This window comes from Paracoccus stylophorae (assembly GCF_028553765.1).
Lineage (GTDB): Bacteria > Pseudomonadota > Alphaproteobacteria > Rhodobacterales > Rhodobacteraceae > Paracoccus > Paracoccus stylophorae.
Genome location: NZ_CP067134.1, coordinates 2434755 through 2450492, shown reverse-complemented (window position 1 = coordinate 2450492; position 15738 = coordinate 2434755). Strand labels below are relative to the sequence as shown.

The window sequence follows — 15738 nt, the reverse complement described above, 5'->3', positions numbered from 1 at the left end:
ACCCGATGCTCCACGCGATGGAGCGCAAGGGGTATCTCGAATCCCGCACCGAACGGGCGGGCCGCTCGCATCGGCGCATCTACAGGGCGACGCCCTACGGGACCGAGGCGCTGAACCTCGCGCACGACAAGATCCGGGAGCTATTTCGTGAGGTCGTTCCGGGAAGCGACGGCGCCTGAGCGTGCCGGCCCGCAGGGCTCGGCGGGCGAGGTGTTCCGGGCTTTTCTGAAGCTCGGGCTCACCTCGTTCGGCGGCCCGATCGCGCATCTCGGCTATTTCCGCGACGAGCTCGTCACACGACGCAAGTGGATCGACGAGGCGGGTTATGCCGACCTCGTCGCGCTCTGCCAGTTTCTGCCCGGGCCGGCCTCGAGCCAGGACGGCTTCGCGCTGGGCCTGCTTCGCGGCGGTCCGCTCGGGGCAGCCGCGGCGTGGGCGGCGTTCACGCTGCCGTCCGCTCTGCTGCTCGTGCTCTTCGCGTTCGGTGCATCCGCCTTCGACGGGCCGATCGGAGCGGGCCTCCTGCACGGGCTCAAGATCGTCGCCGTGGCGGTTGTCGCGCAGGCTGTCTGGGGCATGGCCCGAACGCTCGCGCCCGATCGCGGGAGGGCCAGCATCGCCCTTGCGGCGGTGCTGATCGTGGTCTTCGCCGCCGGATCGGTCGGACAAATCGTGGCCATCGTCGTCGGCGGTCTTGCCGGTCTCTGGCTCTGCCGGGGCGGCGCCGCTCCGACGACGGGGCATCTGACCTTCGCGGTCTCCAGGACGGTGGGAGCCGCTGCGCTCGGACTGTTCTTCCTGCTGCTGTTTCTTCTGCCGGTCCTGTCGACAGCGGCGGGATCGCAGGGGCTGGCGCTCTTCGACGCTTTCTATCGGGCGGGCTCGCTGGTGTTCGGCGGCGGTCATGTCGTCCTGCCGCTGCTCGAGGCGGAGGTGGTCCGGCCCGGCTGGGTCGGCGAGGACGCGTTCCTGGCCGGATATGGCGCGGCGCAGGCCGTTCCGGGGCCGCTCTTCACCTTCGGCACCTATCTGGGCGCGGTCATGGTGCCGGAGCCGAACGGCCTTGCCGGCGCGGCCATCGGCCTCATCGCGATCTTCCTGCCCGGGTTCCTACTGCTGATCGGCACGCTTCCCTTCTGGGACGCCTTTCGGACGCGGCCGCTGGCGCAGGCGGCCATGCGCGGCGCAAACGCCGCCGTCGTCGGCATCCTCGGCGCGGCTCTCTATGATCCCGTCTGGACGAGCGCGATCTTCAGCCCGCAGGACTTCGCGCTTGCTCTGGTGGGGTTCGTGCTGCTGACCGTGTGGAAGGCGCCGCCGTGGGTAGTGGTGGTGCTGATCGCGACAGGCGGGATTGCGCTCGCTCTCCTCTGATCACCGGCATCGGTCCGCGCCTCAGCGCTGCAGGATCAGCCGTGCGCCGAGCTGACACCGCGGGGCGGCCGCAGGCGGGATTGATCTCGCTCTACATCTCCACTATTGTGGAGAGATGGAAAAACAGGACACACTCGCTGCGCTTGCCGCGCTCTCGCAGGAGACGCGTCTCGACATCTTCCGCCTGCTGGTGGAGGCCGGTCCGGAAGGGCGTGCAGTGGGGCGGATCGGCGAGGCGCTGGATCTCCCCTCGGCCACGCTCTCGTTCCACCTCAAGGAACTGAAGCACGCCGGGCTGGTGACGGTCCAGCGCGAAGGACGCTCGCTGATCTACTCAGCGGACTTCGCCACCATGACAGGCCTCATCGACTATCTGACCCGCCACTGTTGCGCCGGCGATCCGGCAGCATGCGGGATCGCCCCCTCGACGCACGCCGCCCGGAAAGAGACCGCATGACCACCAGGATCTATCACAACCCGAACTGCGGCACGTCGCGCAACGTGCTGGCGCTGATCCGCAACTCCGGCGATGAGCCGGAGGTTATCGAGTATCTGAAGACGCCCCCGAGCCGCGAGCGGCTCGTGGCGCTGATCGCCGCGATGGGGATCCCCGTGCGCGACCTCCTGCGCCGGAAGGGCACGCCCTACGACGAGCTCAAGCTCGATGCCCCCAAGTTCTCCGACGACGAGCTGATCGACCTGATGCTGGAGCATCCCATCCTCATCAACCGCCCCATCGTCGAGACGCCGCTCGGAACACGGCTCTGCCGCCCCTCCGAGGCGGTGCTCGACATCCTGCCGAACCCGCAGCGCGGGGAGTTCCGCAAGGAGGACGGCGAGCTCGTGGTGGACGCCGACGGGCGCCGCGTAAACGAGAGCCCCGCCCGATGAGCAACGACACCTACGCGCCCACGGCCGAGGCCATCGCAGCGGCGCCTGCCGGCATCGGCTTCTTCGAAAAGTGGCTCTCTGTCTGGGTGGCGCTCTGCATCGGCGCCGGGCTGCTGCTCGGCAACGTGCTGCCGGGCCTGTTCGAGACGCTCGCCGCGCTCGAGATCGCGTCCGTCAACCTGGTCGTTGCCGTCCTGATCTGGGCGATGGTCTATCCGATGATGGTGGCGGTCGACTTCGCGAGCCTGCGCCACATCGGCGATCGGCCGAAAGGGCTCGTGCTGACGATCGTGGTGAACTGGCTGATCAAGCCCTTCACCATGGCAGGGCTCGCTGTCCTGTTCTTCGAGGTCCTGTTCGCGGACCTGATCGCACCGGCGGATGCCCAGCAATACATCGCCGGTCTGATCTTGCTCGGCGCCGCCCCGTGCACGGCGATGGTGTTCGTGTGGTCGCAGCTCACTCGGGGCGACGCCACCTACACGCTGGTGCAGGTCTCGGTGAACGACGTCATCATGATCTTTGCCTTCGCGCCGATCGTGGCGCTACTCCTCGGCGTCACCGACATCGTCGTGCCGTGGGAGACGCTGATCCTGTCGGTCGGGCTCTACATCCTGATCCCGCTGGCGGCCGGCGCGGCCACGCGGCAGTGGCTCGCACGGGGCCTGCGGGGTGCGGACGCCGAGGCGGCGGTCGCGCGGTTCACGGCGGCGGTGAAGCCGCTCTCGGTGATCGGCCTTCTGGCGACGGTCGTGCTGCTTTTCGGCTTTCAGGGGCAGATCATCCTGGAGCAGCCGCTGCTGATTGCGCTGATCGCAGTGCCGCTGCTCATCCAGTCCTATGGCATCTTCGCGCTCGCCTATGCCGCCGCCTGGGCATGGCGCGTGCCGTTCAACGTCGCGGCGCCATGCGCGCTCATCGGCACATCAAACTTCTTTGAGCTCGCGGTCGCCGTCGCGATCAGCCTGTTCGGCCTGCAATCCGGGGCCGCGCTCGCCACCGTGGTGGGCGTGCTCGTCGAGGTTCCTGTCATGCTGTCGCTCGTCGCCTTCGCCAACCGGACGCGGCACCACTTTCCGGCGGATGCCGGAGGCGCGCGGCATGGCTGACCATCCTTTCCCGATCGGGGATCTGCCGAATATTAACCCCGCCTCGCTCAGGCCGATCGATGTGGCCGCGCTCGCCGGGCCGGGCGCGCCCACGCATCCGCCGCGCATCCTGATGCTCTACGGCTCGCTGCGGGAGCGCTCCTACTCGCGCTTCGCCTCGGAGGAGGCGGCGCGCCTGCTGCGCTGGTTCGGCGCCGAGACCCGCGCCTTCAACCCGTCCGGCCTGCCGCTGCCGGACGCGGAAGGCCCCGACCACCCGAAGGTCAGGGAGCTGCGTGAGCTCGCGACCTGGGCTGAGGGCATGGTCTGGTGCTCGCCCGAGCGCCATGGCGCGATGACCGGCGTCATGAAGGCGCAGATCGACTGGCTGCCGCTGTCGCTCGGCGGCGTGCGGCCGACGCAGGGCAAGACGCTCGCGGTGATGCAGGTCTCAGGCGGCTCGCAGAGCTTCAACGCCGTCAACCAGATGCGCATCCTAGGCCGCTGGATGCGGATGGTGACGATCCCGAACCAGTCCTCGGTCCCGAAGGCGTGGGGCGAGTTCGACGATGCCGGCCGGATGCGCCCTTCGCCTTACTACAACCGCGTCGTCGACGTGATGGAGGAACTCGTGAAGTTCACCCATCTCACGCGCGGCCGCTCAGCTTATCTGACCGACCGCTACTCGGAGCGGGTCGAAAGCGCCGAAGAGCTGTCCAAGCGCGTCAACGAGCGCTCGATTTAACCGGATGTGCCACGCGAATGCTCGCGCACTCACGCCCGATGCCGCAGTGCAGTCATGACGACCTCGAACGCCGACGACTGTTGGCGGCGGCTGGGATAATAGAGGTGGAAGCCTGAGAACGGCTGGCACCAGTCGTCGAGGACTTGGACCAGAGCGCCGCTGACCAGGTGGGCATGGAGGCCGGACTCGGGGACGAAGGCGATTCCGAAGCCTGCCAGCGCCGCGTCCACCATCGGCCTGATGGTGTTGAACGTAACCTGCCCTTCGACCTTCACGTTCAGTGATGCGCCGTCCTTCTCGAACTCCCATGCATAGAGACCGCCGCGCGTCGCCAGACGAAGGTTGATGCAGGAGTGCGCTGTCAGGTCCCGCGGAGTCTCGGGAGGCGCGTGCCGCTCGAAATAGGATGGAGATCCCACCGCGATCAGCCGGTCGTCCGGGGCGATGCGGACGGCGATCATGTCCTTCTCCAGGCTCTCGCCCAGCCGGACACCTGCATCGAACCTCTCGGCCGCGATGTCGGCAAAGCTGTGCTGGATGAAGATCTCGACCTTGATGTCCGGGTAGGCCGGAAGCACCTTGGCGAGCTTCGGCCAGACGACACTTTCGGCGGCGTATTCGCTGCAGTTGATGCGCACGTTGCCCGCCGGTTTGTCGCGCAGCGCGCCAAGTGCCTCCAGCTCCGCCTCGATTTCGTCGAGGCGCGGCCCGATCTTCTGCAGCAGACGCCCGCCCGCTTCGGTGGGGGAGACGCTCCGCGTCGTCCGGGTCAACAATCGGACTCCGAGCCGCTCCTCGAGCTTGCGGATCGTGCGGCTCAGCGACGACTGCGACGTACCGAGCCGGGCGGCAGCCCGGGTGAAGCTCTGGTCCGTTGCGACCGCAGCGAAGGCCAGCAGGTCGTTGATGTTCTCACGCATCCATTAATGCTCCAGGTGCATAGGTTCATGCCAATTACACCATCTAATCGAATGCGGCCATCTCGGCTAGGTATTGGGCATGCCCAAAGAGACACCTCTCAAGCTGCGAAGGCCTCAATCAATGGATGAAAAGTTTCAGAGATCCCGGCGCGAAGCCTTTCAGGTTCTGATTGCCGCAGCCGCTGGGCTTTCTTTTGCCAGCAGCCCCGTGACTGCCCAGACGCTCGGACGGTCGAACCAGCTCGTGGCCTACCTGACCCGGAGCGGCAACACGCGGGTGGTTGCGGAAGCTCTCAGCCGGAACGTCGGAGCCGATCTCTTCGAGATCCGAACGGCGGAGCCGTACCCGGTCGACTACGAGGCGCATGTCGACCTCGCGCAGCGCCAGCGCGACGCTGAAGCGACACCGCGCCTCGCGGAAGGCGTTTTGGACATGGCTCGATACGAGACCGTCTTTCTCGGGTTCCCGATCTGGGGCGGCGCACTTCCAGCACCCATTCGAACATTCGTGGCCACCCACGACCTCGCGGGGAAAATCCTCGTGCCGTTCATCACCCACGGCGGCTACGGCACAGGAAGCGCGCCCGAGACTCTGGCCGCGATCGCCGCCGATGCGCAGATCCTCGAACCGTTCATCCAGGAGTGCGATGCCGAGCGCGACACGCTCCGCCAGATCAGCACCTGGCTGGCGGATATCGATCAAGAACTCTGAACGTCAGAAAGAGAGCCTGCCTTGTCCACATCCATGATAACTTTGAACAACGGGGTGGAAATGCCCGCCCTCGGGCTCGGTGTCTTCCAGAGCCCGCCTGCCGAGACGACCGATGCGGTCGAAGAGGCGATCCGCGTCGGATACCGCCACATCGACACAGCCGCATCCTACGGCAACGAGAAAGAGGTCGGCGAAGGCATCCGCCGCTCCGGCATCGCCCGGGACCAGGTCTTCATCGAGACGAAGATCTGGATCAGCGACTACGGCTACGACGAGACGTTGCACGGGTTCGAGAAGAGCGCAGCCAAGCTCGGTGTCGAGCAAATCGACCTCTTGCTGCTGCACCAGCCGCTGCCGTCCGATTTCGACCGCACCATCAAAGCCTACCACGCGTTGGAGACTCTGCTGGCGGACGGCCGCGTGCGTGCGATCGGGATCAGCAACTTCATGCCCGACCACATGGACCGCTTTCTTGCCGAGACCACGGTCGTTCCAGGCGTGAACCAGATCGAGGTGCATCCCTATTTCCAGCAGCCGGAGCTTCAGCGGCTCAATGCCCGGCACGGCATCCTCACGCAGGCTTGGTCGCCGATCGGCGGCATCACCTTCTATCGCGGTGGCGACAGAAGCACGTTGGAGGACCCGGCGATCCTTGAGATCGCGGCCCTGCACGGCAAATCCGCCGCGCAGGTGATGCTGCGCTGGCACCTGCAGGAAGGCCGCTCGGTGATCCCGAAGTCGGTCAAGGCCACCCGCATCGCCGAGAACTTCGACGTCTTCGACTTCGAACTGTCGGCCGATCAGGTCGCGGCGATCCATGCCCTCGACACGGGCAAGCGCGGCGGACCGGAGCCAGAGAGCATCACCCTTGCGAACTACGGCATGCCGATCCCCGAGGCGTGAGCTGGAGCCCGCACATCTCGTGACTTCGCGATCATGAACATCGCCCGGACCGCGGTTCGGGTTTCTGGATAGCCGCCGAACACCCGCCTTGAGGGGCTGAAAGGAACGACATGGAAAACGTCAGCGGAAAGATCATCGCAATTACGGGCGGCAGCTCCGGTCTCGGCGCCGAGGCTGCCCGCCACCTCGTGAACGCTGGAGCCAGAGTCGTCCTCGGCGCGCGCCGGATGGATCGTCTCGAAGCGATCGCCGATGAGCTCGGCCGGGAACACGTCGCCGTTCGCAAGCTCGATGTCACCGATCGGGAGGACGTGAAGGCATTCGTCGATTTTGTCGTCGAGACTTTTGGCAGGGTCGATGTCCTGATCAACAATGCCGGCATCATGCCGCTTTCGCCGCTGGAGATGGGGCGGGTGGACGAATGGGATCAGGCAATCGACGTCAACATCAAGGGCGTGCTCTACGGCATCCATGCCGCGCTGCCCCACTTCAAGGCGCAGAAGGGCGGCCAGTTCATCAACGTCTCCTCCGTCGCGGGGCACCGGGTCGGGAAAGGCAACGCGGTCTACGCGAGCCCTTTGGAAGCCTGATCCTTCTGCTCCAGAAAGCGCCAAGGGAACAGCCACGTGCCGCTCTATGGAACCGGGCGCTGCAACTTCCGGCAGTGTGCAATCAGCATCGCGACGAATTTTTCAACGGCTGGCGGGCGCGTCTTGTGGGCGGGTGACAGCAAGCCGATTTCCCGCGTCTGGACAGGGTCGATCAACGCATGCCGCTGCAATTGCGGCTGGCCCATCGCGGGAAGCGTCAGGGCGGGTACGGCGGTGACCCCCAAACCTTGCGCGACAAGGGCGCCGACCGTTGCCAAGTGGGCAGCTTCGAAACGAGGGGTTACCACCAGCCCCTCTTTCTGTGCGATTGCCTCGATCAGTGTGCGCACGCTTGTCGCGTGGGGCATGGTGACAAAAGGCAGAGCAAGCAATTCCGCCCACGTAATCGGACCATCAGCAATCATCGCATCCTCTGGCGTCGATAGCGCCACGAACTCGTCCTTCAGCAAAGGCACGAAGGTCAAGTCTGATGGCCGCGCGGGCTCCGGTATCGTCAGCGCGATGTCCGCCTCTCCGTCCACCACCATCTGTGCGATGTCCTGCGCCAGACCGTCGCGCAGGATCACCTGGACCCCAGGATATCGGGAAATGAAGTCGCGGATCACACAAGGCAGGATGCCCGAGGTGATCGATGGCAGTCCTGTGACCGAAAGCCGCCCATGCTCTGCACGGAGATATTGGTCAAAACTTCCCAAAGTCATTTCCGCCTGAACCAGCAGTCGCGCCGTCATACTGTGGAACGCGTGCCCTTGCGGCGTCAGTTCGACGCGTCGCGAGGTGCGATCAAACAGGCGGGCACCGACGCGATCTTCGAGGCGCGCAATCAAACGCGTCAAAGCAGGCGCCGATAATCCGGCCTCTTCGGCAGTGGCGCGAAAGTTCAGCTTTCGGGCCAGCATCGTGAAGATCTGAAGGTCGTCGAGGTCGAGGTTATGCCGGCGCACCATACCATTCCAAGTTTTGAAACCATCATTGCGATATTTTCATTTTACACAACGCTTCCTCATCGCGCATGCTGACGGCCATAAGATACGGCAAGTACGCGGGGAGGCGTGCTGGCTGACACTGATCGGCGCGATCTCGCGCTCGAATGTGCCTCCCACAAAAGGAGACGACATTGACCATTCAGCTCTCAACTTCCGCACTGGGAATAGCGTTGGCAATCGCGCTGGCAGGCCCGGCCGTAGCAGAGGAAAAGCTGCTGATCGGCTCGACCTCGGCATCGTCAAGCCAGTACGGCTACTTCGTTGCGGTTGGCCAGATCGTGAACGCCAAGGTTCCCGACGTCACGTCGACCGTCGTTGAGACCGGCGCAACGCTGGATAACCTGCGCCGGATGGAGCGTAATCAGGTCGACTTCGGACTGATCACCACCAACGTGCTGCATCATGCCGTGAACGGCACGGCGGAATTCGACGGCAAAGCAAAGCAGTATCCGCTGCTCTGGGTCTATTCGCCGGCACCCCAGAACGTCGTGGTCCGGCAGGATTCTGGTATCACCGACATGGCCGGGATGACCGGCAAGCGGATTAACCCTGGCATCCGCGGATCGGCCACAGAAAGCACGACCGAACAGGTTCTGGCGGCGATCGGGGTCGAACCTGAATATGTGCGCGGCTCGACAACGGACGTTGTCGATCTGATCAAGGACAACCGGCTGAGTGGGTATGTGAAGTCCGGTGCCGGCATGCGTCCTGACGCATCGACGCTGGACATCGCGACCTTCACGCCGATTTCGATCCTCGGCCTGACCGCCGATCAAAGGAAAATCATCGAGACAGAACTGACTGACTTGTCCGTCGTCGACATCCCTGAAAACCCCGATAACGGCATTCCCGCCTATAGTACTTGGAGCTTTGCGCTTGGTGTCGCCTCACGCCCGGAACTGAGCGAGGAGACCGCCTATCAGATCGTCAAGGCCGTGATGGAAGACAAAACTGCCCAGTCAGGTGCTCTGGCCGAGTTGAAAGGCGTCAACCTGGCGGACGTGACCCTGAAATACGGCACCACTCCTCTCCATCCGGGTGCCGCGCGGTGGTTCACCGAAAATGGCTACGAGATACCAGACGCACTAAAGCCGGTTGCGCCATAACCCCGCAGCTAACACTGGAAAGGTAGCACTGAGATGGTGATCCGCGAAAAGCTGACAACGGGTGTGGCGGTCCTGCTGGGGCTTTTCGTGCTGTATACGGCGGGCGCCGGTCCGTTCGAGAGCCTTCAGCAGCGCGGAATATTCCTCGCGCTGACACTTATCCTGGGATTTTTGACTTATCCCTTGGGTATGGCGACGCGCTGGCGTGCGGCAGGCGCAGTGATCGACCTGCTGTTATGTACGCTCAGCGTTGTGGCCTGCGCCTATGTTGTCATCAATTACCAGCGTATCATGGGCGAACTGCCGTATGCGACGACGCTGGACAAGGCGCTGACGGCGGCACTGGTCATTGCCATTCTTGAGATCGGACGCCGCGCTGTCGGCCTTATCTTTCCGATCCTCGTCCTTGTCGGCCTGGCATACGCGCTTTTCGGGCAGCATCTGCCGGGCAAGTTCGCGCATCGCGGATTTGACGCCGAGTTTGTGACCGAGACGATTCTGCTTGGTGATCTTGGGGTCTGGGGGATGCTGCTTGGCGTCGCCGCCACCGTCATCGCGGCGTTCGTTCTGTTCGGATCAATGCTTCTTCATACCGGCGGGGGCGAGGGGTTCATGGATCTTTCCCTTCGGCTTGGCGGGCGCAGTCCTGGAGGTGCGGCGAAAGTTGCGACGATTTCTTCGGGCCTGTTCGGAATGGTCAGCGGCAGTGCGGTGGCCAATGTGGCGACAACCGGCAACTTCACCATCCCGATGATGAAGAGGCTTGGCTATCCGGCGCCCTTCGCCGCTGCGGTCGAGGCTGTCGCCTCCACGGGCGGACAGATCGCGCCACCGATCATGGGGGCCGCTGCCTTCATCATGGCAGAAATTGTTGGCGTCAGCTATTTGACGATCATGAAGGCCGCAGTGTTACCTGCGCTGGTCTTCTATCTGTCAGCCTTCATCACCATTCACCTTGTCGCGGTCCGGCGCGGATTCCGTCTTGTGCCCGATGACGAGATGCCAAGCTGGGCCGCCGTTTTGCACCCGCGCAAGCTGTTGCCGGTGGTGTCTGCTGTCGGCGCGCTGATGACTGCCATATTTGCCGGACGATCCGTAACGACCTCGGCCTTCTGGGGCATTGTCGCGCTTATCGTCGTCTTTGTCGTGACGAACGGCATGCGGCTTGGCTTTCGCGGTGTCGTGGAAAAGCTGCTCGAAGGGCTGCAGGATGCCGGCCGCGGGCTGGTCATCATTGGCGTGCTGCTGGCAGGAGCACAGATCCTTGTGTCGATGATCAACCTCACCGGCGTCGGCGTTACGCTGAGTTCGGCGATCGTTTCGGTCGCTGGCGACAACCTTGTGATGGTATCAGCGATCGTCGCCATCGTTTGCCTGATCATGGGCATGGGCCTGCCAACCACAGCGGCATATGTGCTGGTTGCCGCAACCTTGGTTCCAGCGATGGTGCAGGGCGGGGCATCGACGCTGGGCGCCCACATGTTCGTCTTCTATTTTGCGACGCTGTCGGTGATCACGCCGCCCGTCTGCGTGGCGGTCTTTGTCGCCTCTGGCATCGCCCAGACCAACTGGCTGCCGGCCGCGATCCAAGCCGTCAGATTGGCCGCGGTGATTTATGCGGTGCCATTCATGATTCTCATCTATCCCGGCATGGTCGGTCAGGGCAGCTGGCTTGACTTCATTGATGCAGCACTCTCTTCGGCCGTTCTCGTCTGTGCCGTGCCAGCCCTGCTGTCTTCCTTTCCAATGACGGGCCAGCGCCTGCTGGACAGCGCACTGTACCTGATCGCCATCGCACTGGCGCTGTGGACGTTCAGCGTGGCGCCCTTCATCGCCGCGGCGATTCTTGTGGTCGGTTATCTCGGCGGCAGGCGAGCGCGCACAAGGGCCGCAATATGAAGACTGTTCGCATCGGCACGGGGGCAGGATTCTCCGGCGACCGGATCCAGCCCGCAGTGCAATTAGCGGCTGAAGGCAATCTGGACTTTCTGGTGTTCGAGTGTTTGGCCGAGCGCACCATTGCGCTTGCTCAACTGCGCCGTCTCAATGATCCAAATGCAGGATACGACCCGTTTCTGACCGAGCGAATGACGGCGGTCCTGCCCGATTGCGCCCGGACAGGCGTTCGCATTGTCAGCAATATGGGGGCCGCAAACCCGTTGGCGGCCGGTCGAGAGACGGCGCGGATCGCGAAAGCCCTTGGCTTGTCGTTGAAAATCGCAGTGATCACGGGCGACGACATTCTTGAAGCCGTTCGACAAGGTCACGCAGGACCCGAAGCAAGCGCTCTTTACGACCATTTGGGTAATCGTGTGATCTCTGCCAATGCCTATATCGGCGCTTTCCCCATTGCCGCGGCGCTGGACGAGGGAGCCGACGTCGTCATCACGGGTCGTGCCGCGGACCCGGCGCTGTTCATGGGGCCTCTGATCCATAGCTTTGGCTGGAAGCCGCAGCAATGTGAGTTACTCGGGCGCGGGGTGCTCACTGGTCATCTGCTGGAATGCGGCGCGCAGGTCACCGGCGGCTACTTCGCAGATCCGGGCGTCAAGGACGTGCCGGCGCTGGTCGATGTTGGTTTCCCGATCGGAGAGGTCGATGAAACCGGTGGTGTGGTCATCAGCAAGCTGGAAGGCACCGGCGGCTCGGTCTCGCCTGCGACCGTTGCGGAGCAGCTTCTTTACGAGGTTCATGACCCCACGCGATACTATCAGCCCGATGTGATCGCGGATTTCTCGAAGGTAGAAATCATGAGCGTTCGCGAGAACGTCATCCGCCTCAGCGGAGCGTCAGGGACGAAGAAGACGGGGATGCTGAAAGCTTCTGTGGGCTATCGCGATGGTTTCCAGGGAGAGGGCCAGATTTCATATGCCGGTCCCAACGCTGTCCGACGGGCGCAGCTTGCGGGTGAGATCATTGAGACGAGGCTGCGAAGGCACGACGGTTACCGTGACCTGCGCATCGACCTGATCGGGATCAATTCCGTTCTGGGATGTGACCTGTCCACCGGCGCGGACCCATACGAGGTCCGTCTTCGCTGCACGGCGCGCGCCGACGACAAAGCCTTGGCGGAACGTGTCGGTCGCGAGGTCGAGGCGCTTTATCTCAACGGTCCCGCTGGCGGCGGCGGCGCCACGGCAAGTACCCGCGAGACCGTTGCGATTGCGCCGGTTCTGGTGCCCGAGACCACGATCGAACTCATCACGCAATGGCTGGAGGCGCCGTGAAACTGCGCGAGATTGCTCATTCCCGGACCGGCGACAAGGGCGACAAGATCAACCTCTCCCTGATCGCCTTTGATCGCAGTGACTACGCCCGGCTTCGTGCTGCAATCACGGCCGAAAGCGTTGCCAGCCGATTTGCCAGCTTGGCCGCCGGGCCGGTGGAGCGTTTCGAGTTGCCGCAACTCGGCGCGATGAACTTCGTCATCCACAACGTCCATGGCGGCGGTGTCACGCGCACCTTGGCCCAGGATGCCCATGGAAAATGCTGGTCATCAGCCTTTCTGGACATGGATCTGCCGAAGGAGGACTGAGCATGGATGAGCGGGCGATAGCGATCCTGGGAAGTGGGCTGATCGGTGAAAGCTGGGCCGGCTTGTTCGCCGGCCATGGATATGAGGTACGATGCTGGGACATCGACCCATCTGTGGCGACGCGCGCGGTGCTTGGCGCGACCAAGATCGCGTCTGCTATCGCCGGACCCGCCCGGCAAGCTGGTCGGATAACCAGTGCCGATGATCTCTCCGCAGCCCTCGAAGACGCCTCATGGGTGCAGGAAAACATCGTCGAACGTGTGCCCGAGAAGCAGAGCCTGTATCGACAGGTTCTGGAACTGGCGGGGCCAGATCTGCTGATCGCAAGTTCCACCTCGTCTCTCACCTGGACCGATCTGACAACCGGGCTGGCGGGACCTGACCGGGTCCTGACCGCGCACCCCTTTAATCCACCGCATCTCATGCCTTTGGTCGAGATTTACGCGGCCAGTACGCACGCGGCACAGCGTGCGGATCAATTCTATAGGCATCTGGACCGCGAGCCGGTGTTCCTCAACCGGCCAGCCGTGGGTCATATTGCCAATCGGCTGTCATCGGCGCTCTGGCGCGAGGCGGTGAACATCGTCGCCGAAGGTATCGCCGATGTCGAAGCTGTCGACTGCGCATTGGTGAACGGCCCTGGTCTGCGTTGGTCGGTGATCGGCGCGCACATGGCATATCATCTTGGCGGCGGCGAAGGCGGCATCCGCCACTACCTGGAGCACCTTGGCCCCAGCCAGGAGCGAAGATGGGCTGATCTTGGAAGTCCCGCGCTAACGCCAGAGGTGGTCGACAAGCTGATAGAGGGTATCGAAGCCGAGGCTGACGGGCGCTCGGTGCAGGAACTTGTCAGCGAGCGCGACGATGCGATCGAAAGGATCCTGAAGGCTTTGAAGCAGCCGATGATCGAATAGCCCTTGCAGAGGACCTGTTAACGGAGACAGGCGTGGGCAGAAGGTGCATGCGCGATGAGCCGATTTGTCATTGGCCAACACCACTTGGCGCATGGGAGCAAGTCGAGACGATTGCTTGGAGGAAAGGTGCAAGCAAGTGCGCTGCGCAGCTGCTGGCACTTCAGCGGTCAACAAAGTATCACAGACGTGGAGAAGGTTGGACGTCAGGCCCATTCCCTCCGCCACTTGCCCTCGCGAAAGCGTTCTCCCGATCCGACTGCGGCCGGATTTTTCCGTTGTTTTCGGGGGTTATGCAGGAGTGGCTGAGCACCGACCCCGGTGCCCGGAGGCCCGGAGGCGTCTCTCATGGCCGATATTCTCTGGACCTGATGACTGCGCGGATTTGGTGAATTCTCTTCAAAGTACTGGAAAGACAACAATAATAGAGCGTCGCGGCTATGCACTTCGATGTCAGGGGCGTTCACCAAAAGCTCCTGAGATCCAACGCCCGTTCACTGAGACTTGGCGCATCAAAGTGTCCTTTGTCCGTCGCAGCAATGGTCGTCGATCCCAACGACTTCCTGATTGTGATATCGGACTCTTTTGTTCATTGTGACCCAAAGCGGGGAGCAATGCCATGAAGGCCATGTCCGCACGGGACGCGAAGCATCAGTTCGGCCTGCTCATCGACACCGCCCGAGCCGAACCGGTGGTGATCGAGAAACACGGCCGCCCGGTTGTGGTGGTCGTGGCCGTGGAAGAATTCGAACGGCTGACGGCGCTGAGTGACGCAGCGACTGTCGAGCCTCGGGAAAGTTGAGGGTAAGAGGCAATGGCCAGGCGGGCGCAAAAGGATGGATTGCTGGCTGACCTGACCGGGCTTGGGGGCTCGGCTGGCGGCAGGACGCTGCGCGAAGCGCTCGGCAAGGATGCAGGCGAGTTTGACGAGGTCAAGCAGGCGCGAAAGTTTGTGGACTTGTTTTCTGGCTGTGGAGGGCTGTCTCTCGGGCTTTCTCTGGCGGGGATGCGTGGCCTCTTTGCAATAGAGCGCGACGATATGGCATTTGAGACGTTCTCCACCAATTTCATTGGGGATGACTCGCCAGAAGCATACCGCTTCATGTGGCCGTCCTGGCTGGACCAGCGGGCGTGGGGTATCGATGAGGTCCTCGGAGAGCACAAGGAACAACTCGAGCAACTGCGCGGCGAGGTCGAGGTTCTAGCCGGTGGCCCCCCCTGTCAGGGATTTAGCTTCGCGGAACGGAGAATAGAGGACGATCCCCGGAACCTACTCTTCAACAAGTATGTTGAAGTCGTTGAGGCCCTGCAGCCGAACGTGCTGGTCCTAGAAAACGTCCCGGGCATGCAGGTAGCTCATAAGAGTGGGGCCGTGATTGACCTGCAATCGGGGCGCTCGCCGCGAAAGCAATCCTTTTACGAGAGGTTGGCTGATAGTCTCGATGCCGCCGGTTATGTGGTGAAAGCCGAGCTCTTGGATGCGTCCCGCTTCGTAGTACCGCAGAAGCGTTCCAGGCTTATCGCCATCGGCATACGAAAAGGTCTTTTGCCATTTCTTGCTGGCGGCATCGATCGCGTCTTTGCGTTGCTAGAAGAAGCACGGTGTCAGCAGCTGCGGGAACTCGGGGTAGGCGAGGTCATATCTGCCGCGGATGCGATCTCCGACTTGGAGATTGGAGATCGCCCAATGGTGCCCTGCACCGATGCCCAATCGCCGCGTGGTTTTTTCGAGGCCACGCCCCGCTCAGCTATGACGACCTACCAAGAGCTCATGCGTCAGGGCGCCTCGGGCACGCCTAACAGCATGCGGCTAGCGCGCCACCGAGATGAAGTTCGCCAAAGGTTTGCCCGGATACTCCTGGAATGTCGCAAGGGCGTCCGGATGAACGACGAGGCGCGCCTCGGATATGGTCTGGTAATCCCCCCTGATTTTAAGGGGATGCGGAAGTAGAATTT

At 63.1% G+C, this 15738-nt stretch carries 18 protein-coding genes; 16 read left to right on the top strand and 2 right to left on the bottom strand.

The features are described from left to right. Window positions 1-17 precede the first annotated feature (17 nt). The 6 genes from JHW45_RS12075 to arsH all read left to right on the top strand — a co-directional run bounded on the left by JHW45_RS12075 (window position 18) and on the right by arsH (window position 4098). Window positions 18-179: a hypothetical protein gene (locus JHW45_RS12075; protein WP_272857881.1), complete on the top strand. Its 162-nt coding sequence runs from the start codon at window positions 18-20 to the stop codon at window positions 177-179. Then, window positions 148-1374 (top strand): chromate efflux transporter, encoded by a 1227-nt coding sequence (gene chrA, locus JHW45_RS12070; RefSeq protein WP_473087551.1) that lies wholly within the window; start codon window positions 148-150, stop codon window positions 1372-1374. The genes JHW45_RS12075 and chrA overlap by 32 nt, the downstream gene beginning before the upstream one ends. Before the next feature lie 115 nt (window positions 1375-1489). Then, window positions 1490-1831: an ArsR/SmtB family transcription factor gene (locus tag JHW45_RS12065; RefSeq protein ID WP_182793614.1), complete on the top strand. Its 342-nt coding sequence runs from the start codon at window positions 1490-1492 to the stop codon at window positions 1829-1831. Next, window positions 1828-2265 carry an arsenate reductase (glutaredoxin) gene (gene arsC, locus JHW45_RS12060; protein ID WP_182793615.1) on the top strand — a complete coding sequence of 146 codons (438 nt, stop codon included), beginning with the start codon at window positions 1828-1830 and terminating at the stop codon, window positions 2263-2265. The genes JHW45_RS12065 and arsC overlap by 4 nt, the downstream gene beginning before the upstream one ends. Beyond that, the gene (gene arsB, locus JHW45_RS12055) at window positions 2262-3374 is read left to right on the top strand and encodes an ACR3 family arsenite efflux transporter (protein ID WP_272857880.1); all 1113 of its coding nucleotides are present in this window, start codon (window positions 2262-2264) and stop codon (window positions 3372-3374) included. The genes arsC and arsB overlap by 4 nt, the downstream gene beginning before the upstream one ends. Next, window positions 3367-4098, top strand: coding sequence for an arsenical resistance protein ArsH (arsH, locus tag JHW45_RS12050; RefSeq protein WP_272857879.1), 732 nt, complete (start codon window positions 3367-3369; stop codon window positions 4096-4098). The genes arsB and arsH overlap by 8 nt, the downstream gene beginning before the upstream one ends. Before the next feature lie 29 nt (window positions 4099-4127). Here the strand turns inward: arsH and JHW45_RS12045 are convergent, their stop codons facing one another. Then, the gene (locus JHW45_RS12045; RefSeq protein ID WP_272857878.1) at window positions 4128-5018 is read right to left on the bottom strand and encodes a LysR family transcriptional regulator; all 891 of its coding nucleotides are present in this window, start codon (window positions 5016-5018) and stop codon (window positions 4128-4130) included. Window positions 5019-5139: 121 nt separating this feature from the next. Between JHW45_RS12045 and JHW45_RS12040 the strand changes: the two genes are divergently transcribed. The 3 genes from JHW45_RS12040 to JHW45_RS12030 all read left to right on the top strand — a co-directional run bounded on the left by JHW45_RS12040 (window position 5140) and on the right by JHW45_RS12030 (window position 7223). Beyond that, on the top strand, window positions 5140-5730 hold the full coding sequence (locus tag JHW45_RS12040) for a flavodoxin (RefSeq protein ID WP_272857877.1): 591 nt from the start codon (window positions 5140-5142) through the stop codon (window positions 5728-5730). A gap of 21 nt (window positions 5731-5751) precedes the next feature. Beyond that, on the top strand, window positions 5752-6633 hold the full coding sequence (locus JHW45_RS12035; RefSeq protein ID WP_272857876.1) for an aldo/keto reductase: 882 nt from the start codon (window positions 5752-5754) through the stop codon (window positions 6631-6633). Between the two features lie 110 nt (window positions 6634-6743). Then, a complete protein-coding gene (locus JHW45_RS12030) occupies window positions 6744-7223 on the top strand; it encodes an SDR family oxidoreductase (protein WP_272857875.1) in 480 nt (159 codons plus the stop codon). Between the two features lie 44 nt (window positions 7224-7267). Here the strand turns inward: JHW45_RS12030 and JHW45_RS12025 are convergent, their stop codons facing one another. Beyond that, window positions 7268-8191, bottom strand: coding sequence for a LysR family transcriptional regulator (locus JHW45_RS12025; protein ID WP_272857874.1), 924 nt, complete (start codon window positions 8189-8191; stop codon window positions 7268-7270). Between the two features lie 170 nt (window positions 8192-8361). Here JHW45_RS12025 and JHW45_RS12020 point away from each other — a divergent pair, with 170 nt between their 5' ends. The 7 genes from JHW45_RS12020 (at window position 8362) to JHW45_RS11990 (ending at window position 15733) form a co-directional block, all read left to right on the top strand. After that, window positions 8362-9336, top strand: coding sequence for a TAXI family TRAP transporter solute-binding subunit (locus JHW45_RS12020; RefSeq protein WP_272857873.1), 975 nt, complete (start codon window positions 8362-8364; stop codon window positions 9334-9336). A gap of 33 nt (window positions 9337-9369) precedes the next feature. After that, window positions 9370-11235, top strand: a complete 1866-nt coding sequence (locus JHW45_RS12015; RefSeq protein ID WP_272857872.1) for a TRAP transporter permease — start codon at window positions 9370-9372, stop codon at window positions 11233-11235. Further along, window positions 11232-12563, top strand: coding sequence for an acyclic terpene utilization AtuA family protein (locus JHW45_RS12010; RefSeq protein ID WP_272857871.1), 1332 nt, complete (start codon window positions 11232-11234; stop codon window positions 12561-12563). Before JHW45_RS12015 ends, JHW45_RS12010 begins: the two co-directional genes overlap by 4 nt. Further along, window positions 12560-12871 (top strand): AtuA-related protein, encoded by a 312-nt coding sequence (locus JHW45_RS12005; RefSeq protein ID WP_272857870.1) that lies wholly within the window; start codon window positions 12560-12562, stop codon window positions 12869-12871. Before JHW45_RS12010 ends, JHW45_RS12005 begins: the two co-directional genes overlap by 4 nt. A 2-nt stretch (window positions 12872-12873) precedes the next feature. Next, window positions 12874-13785 carry a 3-hydroxyacyl-CoA dehydrogenase NAD-binding domain-containing protein gene (locus tag JHW45_RS12000; RefSeq protein ID WP_272857869.1) on the top strand — a complete coding sequence of 304 codons (912 nt, stop codon included), beginning with the start codon at window positions 12874-12876 and terminating at the stop codon, window positions 13783-13785. A 616-nt stretch (window positions 13786-14401) separates the two neighbouring features. Continuing rightward, window positions 14402-14584 carry a type II toxin-antitoxin system prevent-host-death family antitoxin gene (locus JHW45_RS11995; protein ID WP_013653334.1) on the top strand — a complete coding sequence of 61 codons (183 nt, stop codon included), beginning with the start codon at window positions 14402-14404 and terminating at the stop codon, window positions 14582-14584. 39 nt (window positions 14585-14623) lie between these two features. Continuing rightward, window positions 14624-15733, top strand: coding sequence for a DNA cytosine methyltransferase (locus tag JHW45_RS11990; RefSeq protein WP_272857868.1), 1110 nt, complete (start codon window positions 14624-14626; stop codon window positions 15731-15733). Window positions 15734-15738: the final 5 nt, after the last annotated feature.

Coding starts and splice junctions, on each gene's coding strand:
- JHW45_RS12075 (WP_272857881.1), top strand. CDS start 18: ATGGAGCGCAAGGGGTATCTCGAATCCCGCACCGAACGGGCGGGCCGC.
- JHW45_RS12065 (WP_182793614.1), top strand. CDS start 1,490: ATGGAAAAACAGGACACACTCGCTGCGCTTGCCGCGCTCTCGCAGGAG.
- arsC (WP_182793615.1), top strand. CDS start 1,828: ATGACCACCAGGATCTATCACAACCCGAACTGCGGCACGTCGCGCAAC.
- arsB (WP_272857880.1), top strand. CDS start 2,262: ATGAGCAACGACACCTACGCGCCCACGGCCGAGGCCATCGCAGCGGCG.
- arsH (WP_272857879.1), top strand. CDS start 3,367: ATGGCTGACCATCCTTTCCCGATCGGGGATCTGCCGAATATTAACCCC.
- JHW45_RS12045 (WP_272857878.1), bottom strand. CDS start 5,018: ATGCGTGAGAACATCAACGACCTGCTGGCCTTCGCTGCGGTCGCAACG.
- JHW45_RS12040 (WP_272857877.1), top strand. CDS start 5,140: ATGGATGAAAAGTTTCAGAGATCCCGGCGCGAAGCCTTTCAGGTTCTG.
- JHW45_RS12030 (WP_272857875.1), top strand. CDS start 6,744: ATGGAAAACGTCAGCGGAAAGATCATCGCAATTACGGGCGGCAGCTCC.
- JHW45_RS12025 (WP_272857874.1), bottom strand. CDS start 8,191: ATGGTGCGCCGGCATAACCTCGACCTCGACGACCTTCAGATCTTCACG.
- JHW45_RS12015 (WP_272857872.1), top strand. CDS start 9,370: ATGGTGATCCGCGAAAAGCTGACAACGGGTGTGGCGGTCCTGCTGGGG.
- JHW45_RS12010 (WP_272857871.1), top strand. CDS start 11,232: ATGAAGACTGTTCGCATCGGCACGGGGGCAGGATTCTCCGGCGACCGG.
- JHW45_RS12000 (WP_272857869.1), top strand. CDS start 12,874: ATGGATGAGCGGGCGATAGCGATCCTGGGAAGTGGGCTGATCGGTGAA.
- JHW45_RS11995 (WP_013653334.1), top strand. CDS start 14,402: ATGAAGGCCATGTCCGCACGGGACGCGAAGCATCAGTTCGGCCTGCTC.